The following is a 23,604-nucleotide window of genomic DNA, read 5'->3' on the forward strand; positions in this document are numbered from 1 at the left end:
TTATGAAAAATGAACCATAAAAAAATCTTTATGTATAGGGCTATTCAACTGGCAAAAAATGGATTAGGATCCACTTCTCCTAATCCTATGGTAGGATGTTTAATAGAAAGAAATGGTTTGATTTTATCAGAAGGATGGCATTATAAAGTAGGAATGGATCATGCAGAGGTAAATGCTATTAATAGGGTTGAAAATCCATCTTTATTAACTGATTCGACCCTTTATGTCACATTAGAACCATGCGCACATTTTGGAAAAACTCCTCCTTGTGTTGATTTAATCATTAAAAGTAAGATCCCTAGAGTGGTAATAGGAATACAAGATCCTTGTCATAAGGTAAACGGTTTGGGGATAAAAAAATTGAGAGAAAATGGAATAGAAGTGATAGAAAATGTTTTAAAGGATCAGTGTCGCATTTTAAATAAACGTTTTTTTACTTTTTATGAAAAAAAGAGACCTTATATTATATTGAAATGGGCGCAAAGTGATGATGGTTTTATGGATTCTTTGAAAGGGAATGAGAAAGAAAAACCTTCATGGATTAGTGGAATTTATTCTAGACAATTGAGTCATAAATGGAGATCTGAAGAGGATAGTATTTTAGTAGGAAGAAAAACCGTGTTTAATGATAATCCAAAATTAGATGTTAGAGAATGGTTCGGATCAGATCCAATTAGAATTTTTATGGATAGAAAATTGAGTATATCTACTTCTTATTTTATTTTGGATGGAACGAAAAAAACAATTGTTTTTACCGAAAAGAAAAAAGAAAATCAGAAAAATACAGAATTTGTTCAGATTTCTTTTGATAAAGAGATTATAAAAAATATCTTAAATTATCTATATCAGAAAAACATTTTATCTCTAATTGTAGAAGGAGGTAGAATGACTTTAGAGAGTTTTCTCAAAGAAAATATTTGGGATGAATCTAGAATATTCATCTGTAATATCTTTTTGAAAGATGGATTAAGGGCTCCTGTAATAGATGGAAGAGTTATAAAAAATATGTATATAGGAGAAAAGGATAAACTTATTATTAAAATTCCATCTTAATTTTTTTCTGTAAGGAACTTCATTGTATCAATATTGTCTGAATAATCCCATAATTTAGGGAATTGAGTTTTTCCAAAATCAACTTCATTTTTACAAATATTTCTTGATACTAAGCATTGTAAATGTTTTCTATTTTTGTGTATCAATTTTTTTAATTGGTTTAAATTGGAATAAAATTCATAATATACCACTGAGATTGGACTATGGTAATCTTTGTTTTCTATTAAAATCATCATAGGGTTTCTTTTAATGACTATGTTATTTAGAGTATATATGGAAAGATAATAATTGTAGTTATCAATGTACTTATAATTTTTCATTACATAGGATAATAAATTTTGATCCAAGATGAGATGAAGATCATAATTGTTAGGAATGAATATCTTTCCCACATTTCTACATCCTCTTCCAGAATAAGTTAAAATGTCTTTATTTAAAGAGATTAAATCTTTTTTACTTTCATTTCCTTGTAGAATAGCTATAGAAGTTCGTCTTTTTCTAAGTATCATAGGATATTTTCTAAAGTAGTATTCAAAATAACGAGCTGTATTATTACTGCAACTTGCTATAACCGAATCATATTTTTCTTTAAAAAAATTTTTAGAAAATTTTATTTTTTTTTCTAATAAAGGATTTATATGAGTAATTATTTTGCCTAAAAAAGGAAGTAACAAATTATCTTCTTCGGACAATTTTATTAAAATTCGATGTCCTGATAAAAGGACACATAAAAAATCATGAAACCCTACTATGGGAATATTTCCCGGCATAATAACTAAAATAGTTTTGATTTGATTCTTTTTCTTGATAAAAGAATATTTATTCAACCAATATTCTAGTTTTTCTTTTGTAAGTATTTTCCCCCATTGTTCAATAGTGATGAATAAATCTTCTGTCCTAAACCAGCTATTGATAATGGGGATTTTTTTTATAATATTCTGAAATGGAAAAAAAAATTTTTTAAAATTTCCAGAAATATATTTTTCATGTGCATAAAATTTCTTAAATTCTCTAAGAAAAAGACCTAACTTATCGAAAGTCTGAATCAGATTGTTCATTATATTATAGAATCTACATTAAATTTAATTTAAATGTCTATAAAAATCACAGAAGAATGTATAAATTGTGGGGCCTGTGAATCTGAATGTCCTAATCATGCAATTTATGAAGGAGGAAAAGTATGGAGAATGTCAGATGGAACTTCTTTGTGGAAGAAAAAAATGTCAGAAGATTTTTTTTTGGATCCAATATTTCCTCAGAAACCAAAAAAAAAGGATATATATTTTATAGTAGCAGAAAAGTGTACAGAATGTGTTGGTTTTTATGAAGAACCACAATGTGTAACAATTTGTCCAGTAAATTGTTGCGTTCTAGATGATAGCCATGTAGAATCTAAAGAAGATCTTCTTAAAAAGAAAAATTTTTTGCATGATTCTTTTTAAAAGAATTTTTCATTTCAATGAATTCTCAATATTTAGAAATTAAGAAAGCATTTAAAAATTGGAAAGATATAGCAAAAACTTTATTATCCAAAATAATTGGAAAGCTTTTATTCAAATTTTAAATACTTTTTTTCCTTTTGTTTTCATTTGGATAACAATAGTCTTTTGCATCTTCAATTATTCAAAGTATCTAACAATTTTCTTATCTATATTCAACTCCTTTTTTTTGATTAGAATATTCATCATTCAACATGACTGTGGACATCAATCATTTACCTCTTCAAAAAAAATTAATAATATCATAGGTTTTATTTGTAGCCTTTTTACTTTAATTCCGTTTAAATATTGGGCTAAATCACATAATTATCATCATGCACATAATTCTCAATTGGATTTTAGAGATATAGGTGATATAACTATTTTAACTGTTAGGGAATATCAAAAATTGAATTTTTGGAAAAAAATAAAGTATAGAATGTATCGATCCTTTATCGTCATGTTTTTTTTAGGACCTATCTATTATATTTTTATACACAATAGATTACCATTAATTCATATAAAAGGTTGGGAAAAAGCAAAAGTAAATCTTTGGATCAGCAATTTTTGTATTTTATTTTTTTATATTTTTATAGGAAATTTTATTGGTTTTTTTAAATTATTATTTATTCAATTTCCAACTATTGTTTTATTTTCTATTGTAGCTATATGGGTTTTTTATGTTCAACATCAACATAATCCTAATTACAAAGAATGGAAAACTAATTGGGATTACTGTATAGCCGCTATAAAAGGTAGTTCTTTTTACAAATTACCTAAAATAATTCATTGGTTTACAGGAAATATTGGATATCATCACATCCATCATTTAGCTCCCAGTATTCCATTTTATTATTTACCTGATTGTCATAGTAAAAATCCTATTTTCGATAAATATGTAACAAAAATGAACTTTTCAGGAAGTTTAAAATGCGCAAAATATAAACTTTGGGATGAGGAAAATAAAAAAATGATAAGTTTTAGATCTTATGAAAAAAGAAATATTAATAAAAAAATTTCTGAACATAAATGAGGATTGGTTTTTTTTCATAAAAGAGGAATTGGATAAGCTTTATTTTCAAAAATTATTAAAATTCCTTAGGATTGAATATAAAAATTATGTTTGTTTTCCAGAAAAAAAATATTTTTTCTTCTTCAATTATTGTTCTTTTTCTAAACTAAAAGTAGTTATTCTAGGGCAAGACCCTTATTATAAAGATGATCAAGCTGATGGTTTATCCTTTTCTGTTCCGGATGGAGTCGAAATTCCTCCTTCTTTAAAGAATATTTTTATAGAAGTGAATAATTGTTTTCAAAACAAATCATTTCCTATTAGTGGTTCTTTAATTTTTTGGGCAATCCAAGGTGTTTTATTACTTAATTCTGTCTTAACGGTAAGAAAAGGACTTCCTGGATCTCATAGAAATAAAGGTTGGGAGATTTTTACGGATAAAATCATTCGAATAATTTCGAATAAAAAAAAGCATATTGTTTTTTTATTGTGGGGAGAGTTAGCCAAAAAAAAAGATTCTCTAATTGATTTTAATAATCATTATATATTAAAAACATCACATCCGTCTCCTCTTTCTGCAAATTTTGGTTTTTTAGGATCTAAACAGTTTTTAAAAACTAATCAATTTTTGAAAAAAATGGGAAAAAAGCCTATAATTTGGTAATTACATGTGTATGGCTTTATTTTCAAAACTCAACAAGGCAGCTTCTTTAAAAGATTCGCTAAAAGTAGGATGTGGGTGGCAAATTCTATAGATATCTTCTGAAGAGGCACGAAATTCCATAGCGACAGAAGCTTCCATTATCATATCGGAGGCATGATCGCCTATCATATGAACTCCTAATATTTCATCTGTTTTTTTATGAGATAGCATTTTTACAAAACCTTCTGTAGATCCGCTAGCACGAGCTATTCCCAATATTCTCATAGGAAAGAAACCTATATTGTATTCTATTCCTTTATTCTTGATTTCTTTTTCTGTAAACCCAATACTAGATACTTCAGGATTAGTATATAGAACAGATGGGACTAAATTATAGTTTATTTTATTTGGTTTTTGTCCAGCTAGATGTTCTGCTACATATAAACCTTCTTCTTCCGCTTTGTGTGCTAACATTTTTCCGCCTATGACATCTCCTATCGCATAGATATTTTCTACAGAACTTTGTAAAAAATCATTAACTAAAATGAAACCTTTTTGATCTTTTTGAATTCCTATATGTTCTAATCCAAGATTTTCTGTATAAGGGGTCCTTCCAATTGATATGAGGCAATAATCCCCTATATATTTCATTTTTTTTCCATTATTTTTATTTTTAACATAAACTGAAATTTCATTAGAATCTAATGAAACTATATCCTGGATTAATAAGGATGTTTCTATTTGAATTCCAGATTTTTCTAATATTTTTTGAATCTCTTGACTTAAAGAATGATCCATATTTGAAATTATTTTATCCATGGTTTCAATAATAGTTACTTGACTTCCTAACCTATGGTAAATAGAAGCTAATTCTAATCCGATTATTCCTCCTCCAATTATTATTAATTTTTTTGGAATTTCATCCATAGAAAGAGCCTCCGTAGAGGAAATAATTCTTTTTCTTTTCTCAAAATTTGAGAATGGGAGACCTCTTGGTTTAGAACCTGTAGATATTATACAATATTTAAATTGTATTTCTTGTATTTTTTTAAAAGTTTTTCTTTCTGTGATAGAAATCACATGATTTTTCTTAAATGTAGCTAGGCCTTTATATAAATCAATATTATTTTTTTTCATGAGATATTTCACTCCTTCATTTGTTTTTTTCACGATTTCATTTTTCCTTTTCATCATTTTTTCTAAATCCAAAGATAATTTATCATAAATAATTCCATGGGAATGATGATGATTTTTTGCAAATAAAAAATATTTAGAAGAATATAAAAGAGATTTTGAAGGAATGCAGCCCACATTTAAACAGGTTCCGCCTAAATCTTGATATTTCTCTATAAGAGCAGTATGAATTCCTAATTGACTTGCACGAATAGCTGAAACATAACCTCCTGGGCCAGAACCGATAACAACAAGATCATATAAATTATTCATTACTAATGTATTTTATTTAATAAAGTTATACAAATCTGCTTTCTTACATATCTAATATATAAGCAAAAATTAATGGTGCTACAATAGTAGCATCCGATTCAATGATAAACTTAGGAGTGTCCTTATCTAATTTTCCCCAAGTTATTTTTTCATTAGGAATAGCTCCGGAATAGGATCCATAACTAGTAGTAGAATCAGAAATTTGGCAAAAATAAGCCCAATAAGGAGTAGGGATCCATCCTATATCTTGAGAAAGCATAGGAACTACACAGATAGGAAAGTCTCCGGAAATTCCTCCGCCTATCTGAAAAAATCCTATTTTATTTTTCACAGATTCTTTTTGGTACCATTTAGCTAAATAAATCATATATTCGATTCCATTCTTTACAAGAATTGGTGAAAATAATTTTTTCATACAATATGAAGCGAATATGTTCCCTATTGTGCTATCTTCCCAACCTGGAACAACCATGGGTAAATTTTTTTTTGCGGCAGCCAAAACCCAACTATCTTTTGAATTGATATCATAATATGGTTCTAAAATATTTTCTAATAATAATTGATAAATATATTCATGGGGAAAATATCGTTCAGATTTTTCCTTAGCTCTTTTCCATATATTGAGAATATGTTTTTGTAGAAATTTAAAGGATTTATCTTCTGGAATACAAGTATCTGTAACACGATTAAATCCTTTTTTTAAAAAATTTTTTTCTTCATTAGGAGTTAAATCTCTATAATTAGAAATTTTCTTATAATGTGAATGAGCTATTAAATTAGTTATATCTTCTTCTAAATTAGCACCAGTACAAGAAATAATATGAACTTTATCTTTTCGGATCATTTCAGCTAATATTTTTCCTAATTCTGCAGTACTCATTGCACCTGCCAATGTAATCATCATTTTTCCATCATTTTTAATATGATGTTTATAAGCTTTAGCTGCTTCTGATAAAGTTAGAGCATTAAAATGAAGAAAATATTTTTCGATAAAGGAAGTAATAGAATCTTTCATAATTTATAATTAGATTTTATCTAGCTATTTGTACAGCTCTGGTTTCTCTGATCACTGTTACTTTTATTTGACCAGGATAGGTCATTTCGTTTTTTATTTTCTCTGTTATATCAAAAGATAACTGAAAAGCTTTTTTATCATCTATTTTTTCGCTTTCCACTAAAACTCTCAGTTCTCTACCTGCCTGTATAGCAAAAGCCTTATTTACCCCATCAAAACTCAAAGCAATATCTTCCAGATTTTTTAATCTTTTAGAATAAGATTCAAAAGAATTCCTTCTTACTCCAGGACGAGCTCCACTAATAGAATCCGATACTTGTACGATAGGAGATATTAGAACTTTCATTTCTATTTCATCATGATGAGAGCCTATTGCATTACAAACTTCCATATTTTCTCCGTATTTTTCAGCCCATTGCATTCCTAAAATAGCATGAGGGAGCTCTGATTCTGTTTCAGGAACTTTTCCTATATCATGTAATAAACCCGCCCGCTTAGCTAATTTTGCATTTAATCCTAATTCAGAGGCTAATATTCCTGCTAAATGAGCCACTTCTCTAGAATGTTGTAATAGATTCTGTCCATAAGAAGAACGGTATTTCATCCTACCTATCATTCTAATTAATTCTGGGTGTATCCCATGAATTCCTAAATCGATTATGTTTTTTTTTCCTATTTCTACTATTTCTTCTTCAATTTTTTTTCTAGTTTTTGCTACGATCTCTTCAATTCTTGCTGGATGTATTCGTCCGTCTATTACCAATTTATGAAGTGATAACCTAGCTACTTCTCTACGTATAGGATTGAAACAAGATAATAGAATAGCTTCTGGAGTATCATCTACAATAATTTCTACTCCTGTTGCTTTTTCCAGAGCTCTTATATTTCTTCCTTCTCGTCCAATAATGCGACCTTTTACGTCATCCGATTCTATATTGAATACAGAAACTGCATTCTCAACAGCTTGTTCTGTCCCCATTCTTTGAATAGCTTGAATGACTATTTTTCTGGCTTCCATTTTTGCAGTGAGTTGGGATTCTTCTATAATATTTTGTATATGTGTTTGTGCTTTGACTTTCGCTTCTCCTTTAAGTGCTTCAATTAATTCATTTTTAGCTTCTTCAGAAGAATAATTGGATATTTTTTCAAGTAGTTCTACTTGTTTTATCTGCATGTTTTTAAATTCTTCTTGTTTTTTTTGAAGAATTTTGAATTTTTTTTCACAATCATGTATTTGATTTTCTAGACGATTATTTCTTTTAAAATAAATTTCAATTTCTTTAGATAATCTAGATTCTTTTTCTCTTGTTTTATTTTCTATATCCGTTATTTTTTTTTCTCTAAGACGAACATCTTTTTCATGTTTAGATTTAAGTTCTATAAATTTTTCTTTTGCTTGAATAATTTTATTTTTTTTTATATAATCTCCTTCTTTTTCTGCATTTTTTATAATTTTTTTTGCTTGAATTTTAGATTTTTCTAATAAATGAATATACTTTTTCAAGATGGTTTTTTTTCCAAATAAATAACATGTAATAATTCCAATTATAAACCCCATGAGAACCGAAAATCCAACATTTATTTTCATATGTACTCAATTTAAATAAAAATAAAATAGACATTTTAATAACATTTTTAAAACAAAAGGTAATAAGTAGAAGCTTTATAAAAAAAGATCTTAAGACAAGGATAAATATACAAAATTAATAACGAGGAAATTTTTTATATATTTTTTAATCAACGGAATTTGAATAAATTATAACATAATTTTCTATTTTTGTAACTAACTATGCAACTTAATTCTATTCTTAATTCTTATGAAAAGAGCATACTTAGATAATGCAGCTACCACTCCTGTAAGGAGCGAAGTTAGAAAAGTCATGGTAAATACATTAAAATATTCATTTGGAAACCCTTCTTCCACACAACATAGTTATGGAAGGCTAGCACGTTCCATAATAGAAGAGTCAAGAATACGTATAGCAAAGGATATAAATGCTTCCCCATCTGAGATTCTTTTTACCTCTAGTGGAACTGAAGCAAACAATCTAGTTTTGAGATCTTCTGTTATTGATTTAAAAGTCAAATATATTTTGACTTCTCCACTGGAACATGATTCTGTATTACAAACCGTTATAGATTTAGTTCAGAAAAATAAAGTTTTTGTAGAATTTCTTCAAATTCAGGATAAAGGAGTTATAGACTTAAATCATCTCGAAAAAATATTAAAAAAAAATTATCCGAATAAAATACTTGTAAGTTTAATGTACGCTAACAATGAAATTGGGAATTTATTGGATATAGAAAAAGTTGGATTTCTTTGCAAAGAATACAAAGCTTATTTTCATTCGGACACTATTCAAATCATTGGAAATTTTCCTGTCAATATGAGACAATTACCTTTTGATTTTGCTACTGCTAGTGCACACAAATTTTATGGACCAAAAGGGATAGGTTTTGTTTTTATTAGAGAAAAAATTATAAAAAATATAAAATCTTTTATCACAGGAGGTTATCAAGAATATGGGATTCGTTCAGGGACGGAAAATATTTATGGAATAGTAGGACTAGCGGAAGCTTTACATTTATCCTGTTGTGATTTTCCCAATCATATAGAAAAAATTAGGGATTTAAAATTCTATTGTATTTCAGAATTGAAAAAAATCATTCCAGACATTATTTTTAATGGGTTATCAGAATCTATGGATAAAAGTATTCCTAACATATTAAATATTTTTTATCCAAAAAAAGATCATTTATTATATTTTCATTTAGATCTAATGGGAATAGCTATTTCTAAGGGAAGTTCTTGTCACTCAAGAAATTTGAAAAAATTCTCTCATGTCATTCTTTCTATAACTAGCAAACATTTATTAAAAAAAATGATGCCTGTAAGAATTTCTTTTGGAATTTTCAATGAAAAAAAAGATGTTGATTTATTAATTGAAGCCTTTCAAAAAATAAAAAATTGATAATTTTTTGAAAAAAAATAAAATATCTTTACGAAGATATAAATTCGCAATTTAATCAGTGATTCAGTGTCGTTTTATTCAATCTTCTCTTGGAAGAAAAGTAGTTATGGCGACTACAGGGATCTTCCTTATGTCTTTTTTGTTATTACATTTGAGTGTTAATCTTTTTCTTTTTTCTGGAGAAGAAGCGTTTAATAACGCAGTGTCTTTCATGAGAAGAAATTTTCTTGTAAAAATTCTAGAATATGTTCTTGCTTTAGGTTTTATTATTCATATTTTTTTTGGAATTAGATTACATTTAAAGAATAAAAAATCAAAAGGAAAAATGGATTATGCTATAAAAAAACCTTTATCAACATTTAGTAGTCTGACTATGGTTCATACGGGGGTTTTAATCTTGTGTTTTTTAGTTCTGCATTTAATGAATTTTATGATTCCTATGAAATATTCTCATACTTCAGATTATATTTTAGTCATTTCCTTATTTAAAAATCCTATATATACATTCATCTATGTTTTTTCTTTTTTAGTTTTGGGATTTCATTTAAACCATGGATTTCAATCTTCTTTTCAATCGTTGGGATTATCTAATAAAAAGAAATTATTTTGGATACGAAAGTTTAGTTTTTTTTATTTTTTGTTTATTTGTTCTGGTTTTTCGATTATCGCTATTTGGTTTTTTTTCAATGGAAATTAATATATCTCAATGACTAAAAATTCTTTAAAATTAAATTCTAAAATTCCAAGTGGTCCTTTGACTCATAAATGGATTCATCATAAATCTATTTTAGAATTAGTCTCTCCAAACAATAGATCTAATATGGAGATTATTGTAATTGGAACAGGCCTTTCTGGGGGATCTGCTTCGGCTACTCTAGCTGAATTAGGATATAAAGTAAAAGTTTTTTGTTATCAAGATTCCCCAAGAAGAGCACATTCTGTAGCCGCTCAAGGTGGTATTAATGCTTCTAAAAATTATAAGGGAGATAATGATTCTGTTTATCAACTTTTTTATGATACTATTAAAGGAGGAGATTACAGATCTCGTGAGGCTAATGTTTATCGTTTGTCAGAAATATCTTCAAACATTATTGATCAATGTGTAGCTCAGGGAGTTCCGTTTGCTAGGGATTATGCAGGATATCTTGAAAATAGATCTTTTGGGGGAACTAAAGTTTCAAGAACTTTTTACGCTAAAGGACAAACAGGACAACAGCTTTTGCTTGCTTGCTATTCAGCTATGTCTAGACAAATAGGAAAAGGAAGGATAAAAATGTACAACCGTCATGAAATGTTAGATTTAGTGGTAATAGAAGGTTTAGCTAGAGGGATTATTGCTAGAAATTTGATTACTGGAGAAATTGAGCGTCATGCAGCTCATGCTGTTGTCATTGCCTCAGGAGGTTATGGAAATGTGTTTTTTTTATCTACTAATGCTATGGGATCTAATGCTAGCGCTATATGGAAAGTTCATAAAAAAGGAGGTTTTTTTGCTAATCCTTGTTATACTCAAATACATCCTACTTGTATTCCTGTACATGGAAACTATCAATCTAAATTAACATTAATGTCAGAATCATTGAGAAATGACGGAAGAATATGGGTTCCAAAAAAAATAGAAGATGCTATTTCTATACGAAATGGAAAAAAAAATCCTGAAGATCTTAAAGAAGAAGAAAGAGATTATTATCTTGAAAGACGTTATCCATCATTTGGAAATCTTGTTCCAAGAGATGTAGCATCTAGAGCGGCTAAAGAACGTTGTGATAAGGGTTTTGGAATAGAAAATAATGAAACAAAAGAAGGAGTTTTTTTGGATTTTTCTTCTTCCATAGAAAGATATGGAATAGAAAAAGCAAATGAACTTGGGATAAAAAATTCAAATGACATGGAAATTAAAAAATTTGGAGAAGAATTTATAGAGTCTAAATATGGGAATTTATTTCACATGTATGAAAAAATTACTAATAAAAATCCTTATAAAACTCCTATGAAGATTTATCCAGCTGTTCATTATACCATGGGAGGAATATGGGTAGATTATAATTTAACATCATCAATAAAAGGTTGTTATGTTATAGGAGAAGCGAATTTTTCCGATCACGGTGCTAATCGTCTTGGAGCTTCTGCTTTAATGCAAGGTTTAGCTGATGGTTATTTTATTTTGCCTTATACTATAGCAGATTATTTGTCTAGATATTATATAGGAAGGACAAAAACAATATCCACAAAACATAAAGAATTTGATAAATCCGAGAAAAATGTAAAAGAAAGAATTCAAAAATTTTTTTTCTCCAATGGAAAAGAATCTGTTGATTTTTTCCATAAAAAACTTGGAACTATCATGTGGAAATATGTTGGAATGAGTAGAAATGAGAATGGGTTATCTGAGGCGATAAAAAAAATACAAGAACTTCGTGAAGAATTTTGGACAAATGTTTTTGTTCCTGGAAATATTCGAGATGGATTCAATTCAGAATTGGAAAAAGCAGGACGTGTAGCAGATTTTTTAGAATTGGGAGAACTCATAGCTATGGATTCTTTAAATAGAAAAGAATCTTGTGGAAGTCATTTCAGAGAAGAATTTCAAACAAAAGAAGGAGAGGCCCTTCGTGATGATCTTCATTATAAATATGTTTCTATATGGGAATATCAAGAAGGAAAATCTATTAGTGAAGAAATTATGCATAAAGAAGACTTAACTTTTAATTTTGTTCAACCGCAATCGCGTTCTTATAAATAAATTATCATGAAAGGATTACTCAATTTTATATTAAAAGTATGGAGACAAGAAAATAGTAAAGAAAAAGGCGAGTTTAAAACTTATAAAGTTGATGAGATCTCACCTGATAGTTCTTTTTTAGAGATGTTAGATTTGTTAAATAATCAAATTTTATCTAAAAAAAAAGAACTTCCTATTTCATTTGATCATGACTGTCGTGAAGGAATTTGTGGGATGTGTTCTTTGTATATTAATGGTAGAGCTCATGGACCTCAAGACTTGATTACAACATGTCAGCTTCACATGCGTCATTTTAATAATGGAGAAACCATATACATAGAACCTTGGAGAGCTAAGTCTTTTCCTATTATTAAGGATCTTGTTGTAGATAGATCTTCTTTTGATAGAATTATTACATCAGGTGGTTTTATTTCTGTAAATACTTTTGGAAAAACGGTGGATGGAAATATGATTTCTATTCCAAAAGAAAATGCAGATAAAGCTTTTGATTCCGCTGTATGCATTGGTTGTGGAGCTTGTGTCGCTACATGTAAAAATAGATCTGCCATGTTATTTGTTTCTGCAAAAATAACGCAATTAGCTTTGTTACCTCAAGGAAAGATTGAAAGAAAAAAACGTGTATTGAATATGGTAAAAAAAATGGATGAAGAGGGTTTTGGAAATTGTACTAATACTCAAGCTTGTGAAATCGATTGTCCAAAAGGGATTTCTACAGAAAATATCTCTTTTATGAATAGAGAGTATATTCAGTCTTTTATATAATCATGGAATATTTAGATTTTGAAAAACCTATACAAGAAATTCAGGATCAATACATTAATTGTTTGATGATAGAAAAAAAGAGTGGAGTGGATATGAAAGAAGTCTGTAATCAGTTGCAACATAAGTTAGAAAAAACTATCAAACAACTACATAGTCGATTAACTCCTTGGCAAAGAGTGCAACTGTCTCGTCACCCTAATAGACCTTATACTTTAGATTATATATTATCTATTACAAAAAAAGAGTCTTTTATTGAATTGCATGGAGATCGTCATATTGGAGACGATAAGGCTATGATAGGGGGATTTGGTAAAATAGAAAATCAGACTTTTATGTTTATAGGAACACAAAAAGGAAAAAATACGAAAGATAGACAATACAGAAGATTTGGGATGCCTAATCCTGAAGGATATAGAAAAGCGCTGCGTCTTATGAAATTATCGGAAAAATTCCGCAAACCTATTGTAACATTTATAGACACTCCAGGAGCTTTTCCTGGAATAGAAGCAGAAGAAAGAGGTCAAGGAGAAGCTATTGGAAAAAATATTTATGAAATGATGTGCCTAAGAGTTCCTATTATTGTTCTAATTATAGGAGAAGGAGCTAGTGGTGGTGCCTTGGGAATAGGAATAGGAGATAAAGTTTCTATGATGGAGAATTCATGGTATTCTGTTATCTCTCCTGAGAGTTGTTCTACAATACTTTGGGGGAATTGGAAGAATAAGGAAAAATCTGCAGAAGCATTGAAACTCACAGCAGAAGATATGCATAAATTAAATCTTATAGATGATGTGATAAAAGAACCCTTAGGAGGAGCGCATTTTTGTCCAGAACAAGCTTATAAAACTATAAAAACAAAAATAATAAAATACTATAAAGAATTATCTTGTATTGATATAGAAGAACTTATCAGAACTAGAAAAAATAAGTATATTTCCATAGGGGTTTTTAATGATTAGAAAAGCTAAAAGTATATCATGAAAAAAATGAGTCATCTGATCCAAGAGGAAGAGAGTATACTTCGTCCTAGTCCTGATTTTATGAAAAATGGAAAAATACCTCCTCAAGCATTGGATTTAGAGGAGGCGATTATAGGTTCTGTTATGATTGATAAAAAGGGATTAGATGAGATTATAGATATTCTTGTTCCAGAAGTCTTTTATAAAAAAGAACATCAAGAAATATTTCGTTCAATACAACAATTATATCAGGATTCTAAACCAGTAGATATTTATACTGTATCTAATCAACTTCGTAAAAATGGAAAACTTGAAAAATCAGGAGGAGAGTTCTATCTAATAGAATTAACACAGAAAGTTGTTTCATCTGCTCACATAGAATATCATAGTCGGATTGTCCAACAAAAATTTATTCTAAGAAAATTGATTAGCATCTCTTCAAATATTATAGAACATTGTTATGAAGATAGTACAGATGTTTTCGAACTTTTAGATAAAGCAGAATCTAAACTTTTTGAGATAAATCAAAAATATTTGAGAACAAAAAAGTATGAGACTACTCAATATCTTATAAGAAAGGCTATTGATAGGATAAAAGAAGTAGAAAATAATAAAGAAGGTTTGAGTGGTATTCCATCTGGGTTTCAAAAATTAGATAAAGTTACTTCTGGATGGCAAAATTCAGATTTGATAATACTTGCTTCTAGACCTGGAATGGGAAAAACAACTTTTATGTTATCTATGGTTAGAAATATTGTTATTGAACAAAAGGTTCCTGTGGTGATTTTTTCATTGGAAATGTCTTCTATTCAATTAATAACGAGATTAATTTCCTCAGAAACTGGAATTTCTTCCGAAAAACTTAAAAGTGCTAGTCTTTCTGATTTAGATTGGAAACGTTTGTTTTATAAAACTAAAAAATTAAAAAATGCTCCACTTTTTATAGATGATACTCCATCTTTATCTATATTTAATTTGCGCGCAAAATGTCGTCGTTTAATTTCTCAACATGGAGTAAAATTAGTGATGATAGATTATATGCAATTAATGGGAATTAGCGATTCTGGTTCAAAATTTAGAAATAGAGAACAAGAAATATCCATAATCTCTCGTAGTTTAAAATCTCTTGCTAAAGAATTAGACATTCCTATCATAGCCTTATCACAGTTGTCTAGAGCAGTGGAAATAAGAGGGGGGAGTAAAAGGCCATTGCTATCTGATTTGCGTGAATCCGGAGCTATTGAACAAGATGCAGATATCGTTTTATTTATTTATAGACCTGAATATTATGGATTTAATACTTGGGATACAGAGGAGAAGGATTCTTGCATAGGTCAAGCAGAAATAATTATAGCTAAACATAGAAATGGATGTTTGGATCGGTTTCGTTTAAAGTTTGTAAGTGATCAAGCAAAATTTGTAAATTTTGAAAAAAAGGAAAATTATTCTTTAATATGGGAGGAAGATTATCAAAAAAATGTTTTGGAAAAAGAAAAAAATTTTAATTATAATAAGGAATCTTTGAAAGATGAGGATGATTTTTCATTTTAAATGAAAAATCATTGAATTTTGAATGGTTTTTTCCAGAAAACAATTGGAAAGATTGTAGAAAAAAGAAAATATTACGCACTATAGTTTTAGTGACACAATCTACTATAGTATTTAGTGTAATTATAAGTATTTTAACTTTTTCTGTAGGTTTTGGGTTTAAAAAAGTAATCAACCAGAAATTCTTAAATATTCAAGGTCCAATTATTGTTGTAAATAATCCGAAAAAAGAGACCTGTTTTCTTTCTTTAGAAAAGAAAACTTATTTTTTTAATTCCGTTAATTTTGTTTATCCTTTTTCTGAAAAAGAAGTCATAGTATGTAAAAATGGGGGAAAAAAAAATGTGGATAGATTTGTTTTCAAAGGGATATCCAAAGATTATAATCCTGTTTTTTTTAAAAATTTTTTGGTATCAGGGTCAAAAAAAAATTTGTTTTCTCGTTCTGAAATTCTTTTATCCAAAAAAATTTATAATTTATTGAAATTAAACAAAGGATCCTCTATTTTAATAGGTTTTATTTCCATAAAAAATGGGAAACCTTTTGTTTTTTATAAAAAATTTTATGTATGTGGTTTATACGATACAGGAATTCCTGAATTTGATAATGTTTATCTGATTGGCGATATGAAACATATACAGAGTATTAACGGATGGAAAGAAAATTTTGTAGAAGGATTTGAAATTTTTATATCTTCTCTTGATTTTAAGAGGATGGAATCTATAAAGAAAGAAATAGATCGAAAATATTCTGATAAATTTCTAGTTAAAACTATATACAATCAATATAATCAAGATATTATAGAATGGTTAAATGTTTTTAATGTTAATGTTTTTGTTATTATTTTTGTTGTCATTATAGCTATTATATTTAATATAATTGTATTTTCTCTAATACTCCTTTTAGAAAGAATGAAAACTATAGGAATTTTAAAAACTTTAGGAGCTAGAAACAAAATTATACATAAAATATTTTTATATTATATTATGCATATTTTAATACCTCCGTTAATAATAGGAAATAGTATTGGTTTTTTATTTTTAATACTGCAAAAAGAATTTAGATTTATATCATTAAATCAAACACAATATTATGTTGATGTTGTTCCTGTTTATTTAAATATAAATCACTTTTTATGTGTTAATATATCTATTATATTAATATGTTTTTTTCCGTTTTTTTTCCTTTTTTATTTATTATTAGTAAAATTCCTCCTATTAAAGTGATTAAATTTGAGTAATTCTCAAAAATTAATTTTGTATTTTTGTTATATAGAAAAATACGAATTAATTCTTGACACTTGTAAGATCTTCATCTGGAATAAGAGGTACACTGGGAGGGAAAAAAGGGGAAGGTTTTTCTCCTCTAGAGATTATCAAATTTTCAGCAGGATATGTTTCCTGGATGAAAAGGAAATATAAGTATAAAAATAAATATTTAGTAGTATTAGGCAGAGATGGACGTATGACTTCTTCCATTTTTCAACGATTTTTGGTTATAACTTTTCAGAGTCTTGGAATAAATGTCATTGACATTGGTTTATCTACAACCCCTACTGTTGGTATAGCCGTTATGAATGAAAAAGCAGATGGAGGTGTAATGTTAACAGCTAGCCATAATCAAAAAAATTGGAATGGATTAAAGATGTTTAATTCCCAAGGGGAATTTTTGTCTGAAAAAGACTTTCAAAAAGTATTTCATATAGTGGAAAAGGAGTATTTCTATTTTGCTTCTTTTAATAAATTAGGTACTCATCGGTATAAAAAAAATTATATTCATAAACATATAGATACTATTCTTTCTTTACCATTGGTAGATAAAGAGATTATTAAAGAAGCTAGATTTAAAATTGTTGTAGATGGAATTAATTCTACTGGAGGAATAGCAGTGCCTATTCTTTTAAAATGTTTGGGAGTAAAAGTAATAAAAATGTATTGTGATCCTCATGGAGATTTTATTCACAATCCTGAACCCATTGAGAAGAATCTAAAAGAAATTTGTAAAAAAGTACCAGAAATGAGAGCAGATTTAGGAATATCTGTAGATCCAGATGTAGATAGAGTGGTATTTATTTGTGAAAATGGAGACTTTTTTGGAGAAGAATATACTTTGGTATCAATTGCAGATTATCTATTAGGAAATAAAATAGGACCTATTGTTTCTACTTCATCTTCTTCTCATGCCTTAAAATACTTATCTATGAATAAAGGAGCTCCCTATTATTCTACTTCTGTAGGAGAAGTGCATGTTGTGAAAAAAATGAAAGAAGTTCAGGCTATTATTGGAGGAGAAGGCAATGGTGGGGTTATTTACCCAGACTTACGTTATGGAAGAGATGCTTTGGTAGGTATTGCTTTATTTTTAACTCATGTAGCTAAACTTTCTAAAATATCGTTAACTAAATTAAAAAAAAGATATCCTAATTACTTTATGTCTAAAAGTAAAATTCGATTATCTTCTAATCAAAAAATTGGAGAAATCCTAGAAAAAATAAAAGATAAATATAAAGGAAAGAATATGGATCTTGAAGATGGAATTAAGATTTATTTGCTAAATAATGAATGGATCCATGTAAGAAAATCTAATACAGAAAATATTCTTCGGTTACATATAGAAAGTTCCTCAAAAAAAGAACAAATTTTTTGACAAAAAAGATTCTATGTGAAGTAAAAAATACTAATTAATTTTATAACGTATGTCAAATAAAAATTGTGTGAATTATATAGAAGAAAAATGTATTCAAAAGAATGATCTTCCTCCATTTAGTTCTGGAGATACTATCACTGTTTTTTTGAAATTAGAGAAGGAGAAAAAAAAGATTCAATCTTTTAAAGGAGTAGTTATTAAGAAACAAGGAAAAGGATTAACAAAAACTTTCACTGTTCGTAAAATGAGCGGAGAAATAGGAATAGAACGTATATTTATTTTCAATCAACCTAATATACAAAATATTGTGATAAATAAAAAAGGAAAAGTACGTAGATCAAAAATTTATTATTTCAGATTTCTTCGAGGAAAAAGGCAAGAGTGAAAAATAGATAAGGATATTGTAGAACCAAAAGAGAAAAATTTGAACCTCTCTTCTCCTCTCTTCTCCTCTCTTCTCCTCTCTTCTCCTCTCTTCTTGGTTACTCCTCCTCTCTTCTCTCTCTTCTCCTTTTGGTTACTCTTTTTTTTATTTATTGTTCTTTTCGTTCTCTTCGGAAGTTACCTTATCTTTTTCTTTATTGTTATTAGATGTTGAATCTTCATTTTTTGAATTTGAATTGGAAGTTTCTTCCTCACTAGATGTAGAAGGAGGAGTAGTAGGAGTAGAATTTGTTGTATTTTCATTTGTATTAGCTGTTTTTTCCTCTTCTGTTGTAGTAGGATTTCCATTTTCGTTTTTAGACTTGTTATTACAACTACTTGTAAATAAAAATATTGCTAAAAAAATTGTGGTTACAGTAATTCTTAATTTTTTCATCATAATCAATAGTATTTCAGTTATAACATATTCTGGGCAAATTTATATAAAAATTTGGAATGAAAAAATATATCATTATTTGAATTTTTTTTAAAAAAATTGAAAAATGACATATTGAATACTAATTTCTTCTTTTTATTTAGTTTGAAAATAAGAATATTAGATCCTTCTAAATCACTTAACTATTCAAAATTATATATATTTTAAGAAAAACTATCAAGATTATGTCTTTAAATAAAAAAATTTTAAAGGAAGCATTAACCTTTGATGATGTATTACTTGTTCCCTCTTTCTCTTCTATTCTTCCATCAGAAGTATCTCTTAAAACTTCCTTAACATTTGATATAACTCTTAATATCCCCATATTAAGCGCTGCTATGGATACAGTTACGGAATCTTCTCTAGCTATATCCATAGCTAGAGAAGGCGGAATGGGGATTATTCACAAAAACATGAATATAAAAAACCAATCGGAAGAGGTTTACAAAGTAAAAAGAAGTGAAAGTGGAATGATTGATGATCCCATTACACTATCCAGAAAATCAACACTTAGAGAGGCTCAATATCTTATGAAGAGGTATCATATATCTGGACTTCCCGTAATTGAAAAAGATCATACTTTAGTAGGGATTATAACTAACAGAGATATTAAATATCGCATGGATTTAGATTCTTTGGTTGAAGATGTAATGACCAAAGAAAAATTAATTACTTCTAAAAAGAACATAACTTTAGAAGAGGCAAAAAATATTCTTTTGAAAGAAAGAATAGAAAAACTACCTATTGTAGATGATTTGAAAAAATTGGTAGGTTTAATTACTATTAGAGATATAGATAATTTGATAGAACATCCAAATGCTTGCAAAGATTCTAAAGGCCGTTTACGTGTGGGAGCAGCTGTAGGCATAGAAAAAAATACTTTGGATCGAGTAGCCTCTTTAGTAAAAGTAGGAGTAGATCTTATTTCTATAGATTCGGCTCATGGTCATTCTCTCAGTGTATTAAAAATGATAAAATCCATCAGAACTTCTTTTCCTGAAGTAGTTTTAATAGCTGGAAATATAGTTACTATGGAAGCTGCTAAAGATTTAATAGATGCTGGTTCTACTATTTTGAAAGTGGGAATTGGCTCCGGATCTATTTGTACAACAAGAGTCATTGCTGGAGTAGGAATGCCTCAAATAACTGCTATACAAGATGTTTATGAATATGCAAAAAAAAGAAATGTAAATGTAATTTCGGATGGAGGAATCAGATATTCTGGAGACGTAGTAAAAGCTATTGCTGCTGGAGCTAGTTCTGTAATGATTGGAAGTCTATTTGCAGGAACTGATGAAGCTCCAGGTGAAGAAATAATTTTTCAGGGGAGAAAGTTCAAAACTTATGTAGGGATGGGGTCCTTAGTAGCTATGAAAAGAGGAAGTAAAGACCGATATTTTCAATTTAAAGAAAAATATGTTCCAGAAGGAATAGAAGCAAAAGTTCCTTATAAAGGAAAAATGAAAGATGTTCTCTATCAAATTTGTGGAGGATTGCGTTCTGGAATGGGATATTGTGGAGTTTCTACTATTCCAGAATTAATGAAAATGGGAAAATTTGTAACAATCACTAACTCTGGATTAAAAGAAAATCACCCACATAGTGTAAGTATTACAAAAGAATCTCCAAATTATTTCAATTATAAAAAAATAGGCGAATAGCAAATAATACCCGGGACGGGATTTGAACCCGTACGATCTTAACAGATCACAGGATTTTAAGTCCTGTGTGTCTACCGATTCCACCACCCGGGTTTTAGTAAAAAGCGAGAACGGGTTACGAACCCGCGACCCCGACCTTGGCAAGGTCGTACTCTACCACCTGAGCTATTCTCGCTTGTTAAAAAAGAATGACTACATAAAGGTAAAAATACTTTAATATATGTCGCAAATTTATTTTATTTTTAAGGAAATAATTCATAATCCTTTTTTAGGATAAAAAAGGCTTTTTTTTTGAATAAAATTTTAGGATTTTCTTGGAAGACTTGATTTTTTTTATCTAACGTTTTTAATATTTCTTTTGCTCTGTGGATTACTCTTGTGGGCATTCCTGAAATTTTTGCTACATGAATTCCAAAACTATGTTCGCTGCCTCCATCAATCAATGTTCGCATAAAAATAATATTTTCATTAATTTTTTTTACAGAAATGTGGTAATTTTTAATTCTTTTGAAAAAAGAACTCATTTTGTTTAATTCATGATAATGAGTGGCGAACAAAGTTAAAGGTCTAAAAGAGTTTTCATGTAAAAATTCTACAATAGACCAAGCAATGGATATTCCATCATATGTACTAGTTCCTCGTCCAATTTCATCTAAAATAATAAAACTTCTTTTAGAAAGATTGTTTAATATGTTAGCAGTTTCATTCATTTCTACCATGAAAGTGGATTCCCCTAAAGAAATATTATCGGAAGCTCCAACTCTGCTAAATATTTTATCTACTAAACCCATTTTTGCATATTGAGCAGGAACGAAACTTCCAATATGCGCCATTAATATAATGATAGCTGTTTGACGTAAAATAGCTGATTTCCCTGACATATTTGGTCCTGTTATAATCATAATTTGTTGATCTGTTTTATTTAAAAACAGATCATTAGGAATATAAGAGATTTTAGAAATGAATTGTCTTTCGATTACCGGATGTCTTCCTTTTTTTATACATAGTTCAAAAGAATGATTTATTTTTGGTTTTACATAATTATTTTCTAATGCAGAAATAGAAAATGAACATAAAACATCTAGTTTTGCAATTATTTTCGCATTTTCCTGTAAAGGTTTTATATATTTTAATAGTTTGTTGATCAGATTATGGAAAATTTCTTTTTCAAGAGAGAATATTTTTTGTTCGGAATTTAAAATTTGCAACTCATAATTTTTTAATTTTTCAGTAGTATATCTTTCTGAGTTAGTTAATGTTTGCTTTCGTATCCAATGAGATGGAACTTTGTGTTTTTTTGTGTTTTTCACTTCAAAAAAATATCCAAAAATGTTATTATAACCAATTTTTAAATTGGGAATTCCTGTATTTGATTGTTCAATAGAACGGAGTTTTTCCAGATATTCTTTTTTGGAAAAATATAGAAAACGAATTTTGTCTAATTCTTGAGAAAATCCTTTTACAATTACATTTCCTTTTTCAATATGATTTGGAGGATCCGGATGGATAGTTTCTGTAATTTTTTTAGATATTATATGACAATTTTGAAAGCTATTTCCTAGTTCTAAAAGAATTTTAGATTTTTGGGATAACAAAATTTTTTTTATCTCATAAATAGCTGTCAAAGATTTATGTAATGTAATGATTTCACGTGGAGAAATTCTTCCAATAGCCATTTTTGAAATCATTCGTTCTATATCAGAGATTTCTTTAAGTTTTTTTTGGATAAAATCACGAATTGAAATATTCGAAAATAATTCTTCTACAATTTGGTGACGTCTTTGTATGGAAGGGACATTGATTAATGGAAAATAAATCCAATGTTTTAGTAATCTACTTCCCATAGGAGTTAATGTCTGATCTATGATATCAATTAAGGACACTCCTTGTTTATTCAGACCATGAAATATTTCCAAGTTTTGGAAAGTAAAATCATCAATCCACATGTGTTCTTCTTTTTTAATCCTTTTTATGTTAGAAATATGTTTTATTTTATAATGCTGTGTATCATATAAATAGCTTAATATAATTCCGGATGCTATAATTCCTAATTTTAGATCTTCAATTCCAAATCCTTTTAAAGAATTTGTTTGAAAATGGGATATTAATTTTTCATATGCAAATGGGTAATTGAACATCCAATCTTCCATAAGAAAGGTATAATACTTGTTTTTAAATAATTCATCAAAATACTTTTTTTCTTTTCTCTGAAAAATAATTTCACTTGGATTAAAATGTTTTAAATAGTGTAGAAGATTTTCTTTAGTATCTTCTACTATAAAAAATTCTCCTGTAGAAATATCTAAAAAACTTAATCCTAAGTATTTTTTATCTGCATGAATAGAGGCTAAGAAATTATTGGATTTAGTTTGTAAAATATTTTCGTCTATAGCTATTCCCGGAGTTACTAGTTCTATAACTCCTCTATTAACAATATTTTTTCCTTTTTTTGGTTCTTCTAATTGATCACAAATAGCAACACGATGTCCTGATCGTATTAGTCTTGGTAAATAATTATTTAAAGAGTGATAAGGAAAACCAGCTAAATGAGTATTTTTGTGATTATTTGATCTTCTAGTTAAAACTATATCTAATATTTTAGAACACTTGATGGCATCTTCTCCAAAAGTTTCATAAAAATCTCCTACCTGAAATAATAATATAGTATCTGGATATTTAGCTTTTATATCATTATATTGTTTGAATAATGGAGTTTCTTCCTTTTGAGAATTAGAATTCTTTTTTTTATTCATAATATTATAGTAGTAATTAAATAAAATAGGGTATTTTTTTATAAAAAAGTTTAA

General features: G+C 28.2%; 20 protein-coding genes and 2 tRNA genes. 14 read left to right on the forward strand and 8 right to left on the reverse strand.

All coding sequences use genetic code 11. The features are described 5' to 3' along the window. Nucleotides 1–9: 9 nt before the first annotated feature. Nucleotides 10–1,053, forward strand: coding sequence for a bifunctional diaminohydroxyphosphoribosylaminopyrimidine deaminase/5-amino-6-(5-phosphoribosylamino)uracil reductase RibD (ribD, locus tag BLBBOR_RS00730; RefSeq protein WP_015370542.1), 1,044 nt, complete (start codon nt 10–12; stop codon nt 1,051–1,053). Here ribD and BLBBOR_RS00735 read toward each other — a convergent pair. Beyond that, complete coding sequence (locus tag BLBBOR_RS00735) at nt 1,050–2,111, reverse strand: acyl-CoA reductase (protein ID WP_015370543.1); 1,062 nt, start codon at nt 2,109–2,111, stop codon at nt 1,050–1,052. The genes ribD and BLBBOR_RS00735 overlap by 4 nt on opposite strands. A gap of 33 nt (nt 2,112–2,144) precedes the next feature. Between BLBBOR_RS00735 and BLBBOR_RS00740 the strand changes: the two genes are divergently transcribed. The 3 genes from BLBBOR_RS00740 to BLBBOR_RS00750 all read left to right on the forward strand — a co-directional run bounded on the left by BLBBOR_RS00740 (nt 2,145) and on the right by BLBBOR_RS00750 (nt 4,207). Then, entirely contained in the window at nt 2,145–2,495 is a 351-nt protein-coding gene (locus tag BLBBOR_RS00740; RefSeq protein ID WP_015370544.1) for a 4Fe-4S dicluster domain-containing protein, read from the forward strand. Nucleotides 2,496–2,721: 226 nt separating this feature from the next. Further along, nucleotides 2,722–3,564 (forward strand): fatty acid desaturase, encoded by an 843-nt coding sequence (locus BLBBOR_RS00745; RefSeq protein WP_235043234.1) that lies wholly within the window; start codon nt 2,722–2,724, stop codon nt 3,562–3,564. Beyond that, the gene (locus BLBBOR_RS00750) at nt 3,521–4,207 is read left to right on the forward strand and encodes a uracil-DNA glycosylase (protein ID WP_015370546.1); all 687 of its coding nucleotides are present in this window, start codon (nt 3,521–3,523) and stop codon (nt 4,205–4,207) included. Before BLBBOR_RS00745 ends, BLBBOR_RS00750 begins: the two co-directional genes overlap by 44 nt. On the opposite strand, the gene lpdA is transcribed toward BLBBOR_RS00750, so the two are convergent. From lpdA to rny, 3 genes are read right to left on the reverse strand one after another with little or no spacing between them, the layout of a single operon-like run. Further along, a complete protein-coding gene (gene lpdA, locus BLBBOR_RS00755) occupies nt 4,208–5,632 on the reverse strand; it encodes a dihydrolipoyl dehydrogenase (protein ID WP_015370547.1) in 1,425 nt (474 codons plus the stop codon). It abuts the gene before it with no gap. Between the two features lie 43 nt (nt 5,633–5,675). Beyond that, the gene (locus BLBBOR_RS00760; protein ID WP_015370548.1) at nt 5,676–6,647 is read right to left on the reverse strand and encodes a deoxyhypusine synthase family protein; all 972 of its coding nucleotides are present in this window, start codon (nt 6,645–6,647) and stop codon (nt 5,676–5,678) included. A gap of 16 nt (nt 6,648–6,663) precedes the next feature. Then, nucleotides 6,664–8,235 carry a ribonuclease Y gene (rny, locus tag BLBBOR_RS00765; RefSeq protein ID WP_015370549.1) on the reverse strand — a complete coding sequence of 524 codons (1,572 nt, stop codon included), beginning with the start codon at nt 8,233–8,235 and terminating at the stop codon, nt 6,664–6,666. A 229-nt stretch (nt 8,236–8,464) separates the two neighbouring features. Here rny and BLBBOR_RS00770 point away from each other — a divergent pair, with 229 nt between their 5' ends. The 9 genes from BLBBOR_RS00770 to rplS all read left to right on the forward strand — a co-directional run bounded on the left by BLBBOR_RS00770 (nt 8,465) and on the right by rplS (nt 18,662). Next, nucleotides 8,465–9,619, forward strand: a complete 1,155-nt coding sequence (locus tag BLBBOR_RS00770; protein WP_015370550.1) for a cysteine desulfurase family protein — start codon at nt 8,465–8,467, stop codon at nt 9,617–9,619. Between the two features lie 58 nt (nt 9,620–9,677). After that, nucleotides 9,678–10,316, forward strand: a complete 639-nt coding sequence (locus BLBBOR_RS00775) for a succinate dehydrogenase cytochrome b subunit (protein WP_015370551.1) — start codon at nt 9,678–9,680, stop codon at nt 10,314–10,316. A 9-nt stretch (nt 10,317–10,325) separates the two neighbouring features. Beyond that, a complete protein-coding gene (locus BLBBOR_RS00780) occupies nt 10,326–12,362 on the forward strand; it encodes a fumarate reductase/succinate dehydrogenase flavoprotein subunit (RefSeq protein ID WP_015370552.1) in 2,037 nt (678 codons plus the stop codon). Between the two features lie 6 nt (nt 12,363–12,368). Next, nucleotides 12,369–13,124 (forward strand): succinate dehydrogenase/fumarate reductase iron-sulfur subunit, encoded by a 756-nt coding sequence (locus BLBBOR_RS00785; protein ID WP_015370553.1) that lies wholly within the window; start codon nt 12,369–12,371, stop codon nt 13,122–13,124. A gap of 2 nt (nt 13,125–13,126) precedes the next feature. After that, nucleotides 13,127–14,083, forward strand: coding sequence for an acetyl-CoA carboxylase carboxyltransferase subunit alpha (locus tag BLBBOR_RS00790; RefSeq protein WP_015370554.1), 957 nt, complete (start codon nt 13,127–13,129; stop codon nt 14,081–14,083). Between the two features lie 18 nt (nt 14,084–14,101). Continuing rightward, on the forward strand, nt 14,102–15,634 hold the full coding sequence (gene dnaB / locus BLBBOR_RS00795) for a replicative DNA helicase (RefSeq protein WP_015370555.1): 1,533 nt from the start codon (nt 14,102–14,104) through the stop codon (nt 15,632–15,634). Between the two features lie 11 nt (nt 15,635–15,645). Then, complete coding sequence (locus tag BLBBOR_RS00800; protein ID WP_015370556.1) at nt 15,646–16,857, forward strand: ABC transporter permease; 1,212 nt, start codon at nt 15,646–15,648, stop codon at nt 16,855–16,857. 67 nt (nt 16,858–16,924) lie between these two features. After that, the gene (gene glmM, locus BLBBOR_RS00805; RefSeq protein ID WP_015370557.1) at nt 16,925–18,277 is read left to right on the forward strand and encodes a phosphoglucosamine mutase; all 1,353 of its coding nucleotides are present in this window, start codon (nt 16,925–16,927) and stop codon (nt 18,275–18,277) included. A gap of 49 nt (nt 18,278–18,326) precedes the next feature. Continuing rightward, the gene (gene rplS / locus BLBBOR_RS00810) at nt 18,327–18,662 is read left to right on the forward strand and encodes a 50S ribosomal protein L19 (protein ID WP_015370558.1); all 336 of its coding nucleotides are present in this window, start codon (nt 18,327–18,329) and stop codon (nt 18,660–18,662) included. Between the two features lie 144 nt (nt 18,663–18,806). Here rplS and BLBBOR_RS03250 read toward each other — a convergent pair whose 3' ends face one another. Then, nucleotides 18,807–19,100, reverse strand: coding sequence for a hypothetical protein (locus BLBBOR_RS03250; protein ID WP_045118213.1), 294 nt, complete (start codon nt 19,098–19,100; stop codon nt 18,807–18,809). 221 nt (nt 19,101–19,321) lie between these two features. Between BLBBOR_RS03250 and guaB the strand changes: the two genes are divergently transcribed. Further along, nucleotides 19,322–20,797: an IMP dehydrogenase gene (gene guaB, locus BLBBOR_RS00820; RefSeq protein ID WP_015370560.1), complete on the forward strand. Its 1,476-nt coding sequence runs from the start codon at nt 19,322–19,324 to the stop codon at nt 20,795–20,797. Nucleotides 20,798–20,804: 7 nt separating this feature from the next. On the opposite strand, the gene BLBBOR_RS00825 is transcribed toward guaB, so the two are convergent. From BLBBOR_RS00825 to mutS, 3 genes are all read right to left on the reverse strand, one after another. After that, nucleotides 20,805–20,890, reverse strand: a tRNA-Leu gene (locus BLBBOR_RS00825). A 9-nt stretch (nt 20,891–20,899) separates the two neighbouring features. After that, nucleotides 20,900–20,973: transfer RNA gene (locus BLBBOR_RS00830), tRNA-Gly, on the reverse strand. 66 nt (nt 20,974–21,039) lie between these two features. Then, nucleotides 21,040–23,550, reverse strand: coding sequence for a DNA mismatch repair protein MutS (gene mutS / locus BLBBOR_RS00835; RefSeq protein WP_015370561.1), 2,511 nt, complete (start codon nt 23,548–23,550; stop codon nt 21,040–21,042). Nucleotides 23,551–23,604: the final 54 nt, after the last annotated feature.

Source organism: Blattabacterium sp. (Blatta orientalis) str. Tarazona, assembly GCF_000334405.1.
Taxonomy (GTDB): Bacteria; Bacteroidota; Bacteroidia; order Flavobacteriales; family Blattabacteriaceae; genus Blattabacterium.

Coding starts and splice junctions, on each gene's coding strand:
- ribD (WP_015370542.1), top strand. CDS start 10: ATGAACCATAAAAAAATCTTTATGTATAGGGCTATTCAACTGGCAAAA.
- BLBBOR_RS00735 (WP_015370543.1), bottom strand. CDS start 2,111: ATGAACAATCTGATTCAGACTTTCGATAAGTTAGGTCTTTTTCTTAGA.
- BLBBOR_RS00740 (WP_015370544.1), top strand. CDS start 2,145: ATGTCTATAAAAATCACAGAAGAATGTATAAATTGTGGGGCCTGTGAA.
- BLBBOR_RS00750 (WP_015370546.1), top strand. CDS start 3,521: ATGAAAAAAGAAATATTAATAAAAAAATTTCTGAACATAAATGAGGAT.
- lpdA (WP_015370547.1), bottom strand. CDS start 5,632: ATGAATAATTTATATGATCTTGTTGTTATCGGTTCTGGCCCAGGAGGT.
- BLBBOR_RS00760 (WP_015370548.1), bottom strand. CDS start 6,647: ATGAAAGATTCTATTACTTCCTTTATCGAAAAATATTTTCTTCATTTT.
- rny (WP_015370549.1), bottom strand. CDS start 8,235: ATGAAAATAAATGTTGGATTTTCGGTTCTCATGGGGTTTATAATTGGA.
- BLBBOR_RS00770 (WP_015370550.1), top strand. CDS start 8,465: ATGAAAAGAGCATACTTAGATAATGCAGCTACCACTCCTGTAAGGAGC.
- BLBBOR_RS00780 (WP_015370552.1), top strand. CDS start 10,326: ATGACTAAAAATTCTTTAAAATTAAATTCTAAAATTCCAAGTGGTCCT.
- BLBBOR_RS00785 (WP_015370553.1), top strand. CDS start 12,369: ATGAAAGGATTACTCAATTTTATATTAAAAGTATGGAGACAAGAAAAT.
- BLBBOR_RS00790 (WP_015370554.1), top strand. CDS start 13,127: ATGGAATATTTAGATTTTGAAAAACCTATACAAGAAATTCAGGATCAA.
- dnaB (WP_015370555.1), top strand. CDS start 14,102: ATGAAAAAAATGAGTCATCTGATCCAAGAGGAAGAGAGTATACTTCGT.
- rplS (WP_015370558.1), top strand. CDS start 18,327: ATGTCAAATAAAAATTGTGTGAATTATATAGAAGAAAAATGTATTCAA.
- BLBBOR_RS03250 (WP_045118213.1), bottom strand. CDS start 19,100: ATGATGAAAAAATTAAGAATTACTGTAACCACAATTTTTTTAGCAATA.
- guaB (WP_015370560.1), top strand. CDS start 19,322: ATGTCTTTAAATAAAAAAATTTTAAAGGAAGCATTAACCTTTGATGAT.
- mutS (WP_015370561.1), bottom strand. CDS start 23,550: ATGAATAAAAAAAAGAATTCTAATTCTCAAAAGGAAGAAACTCCATTA.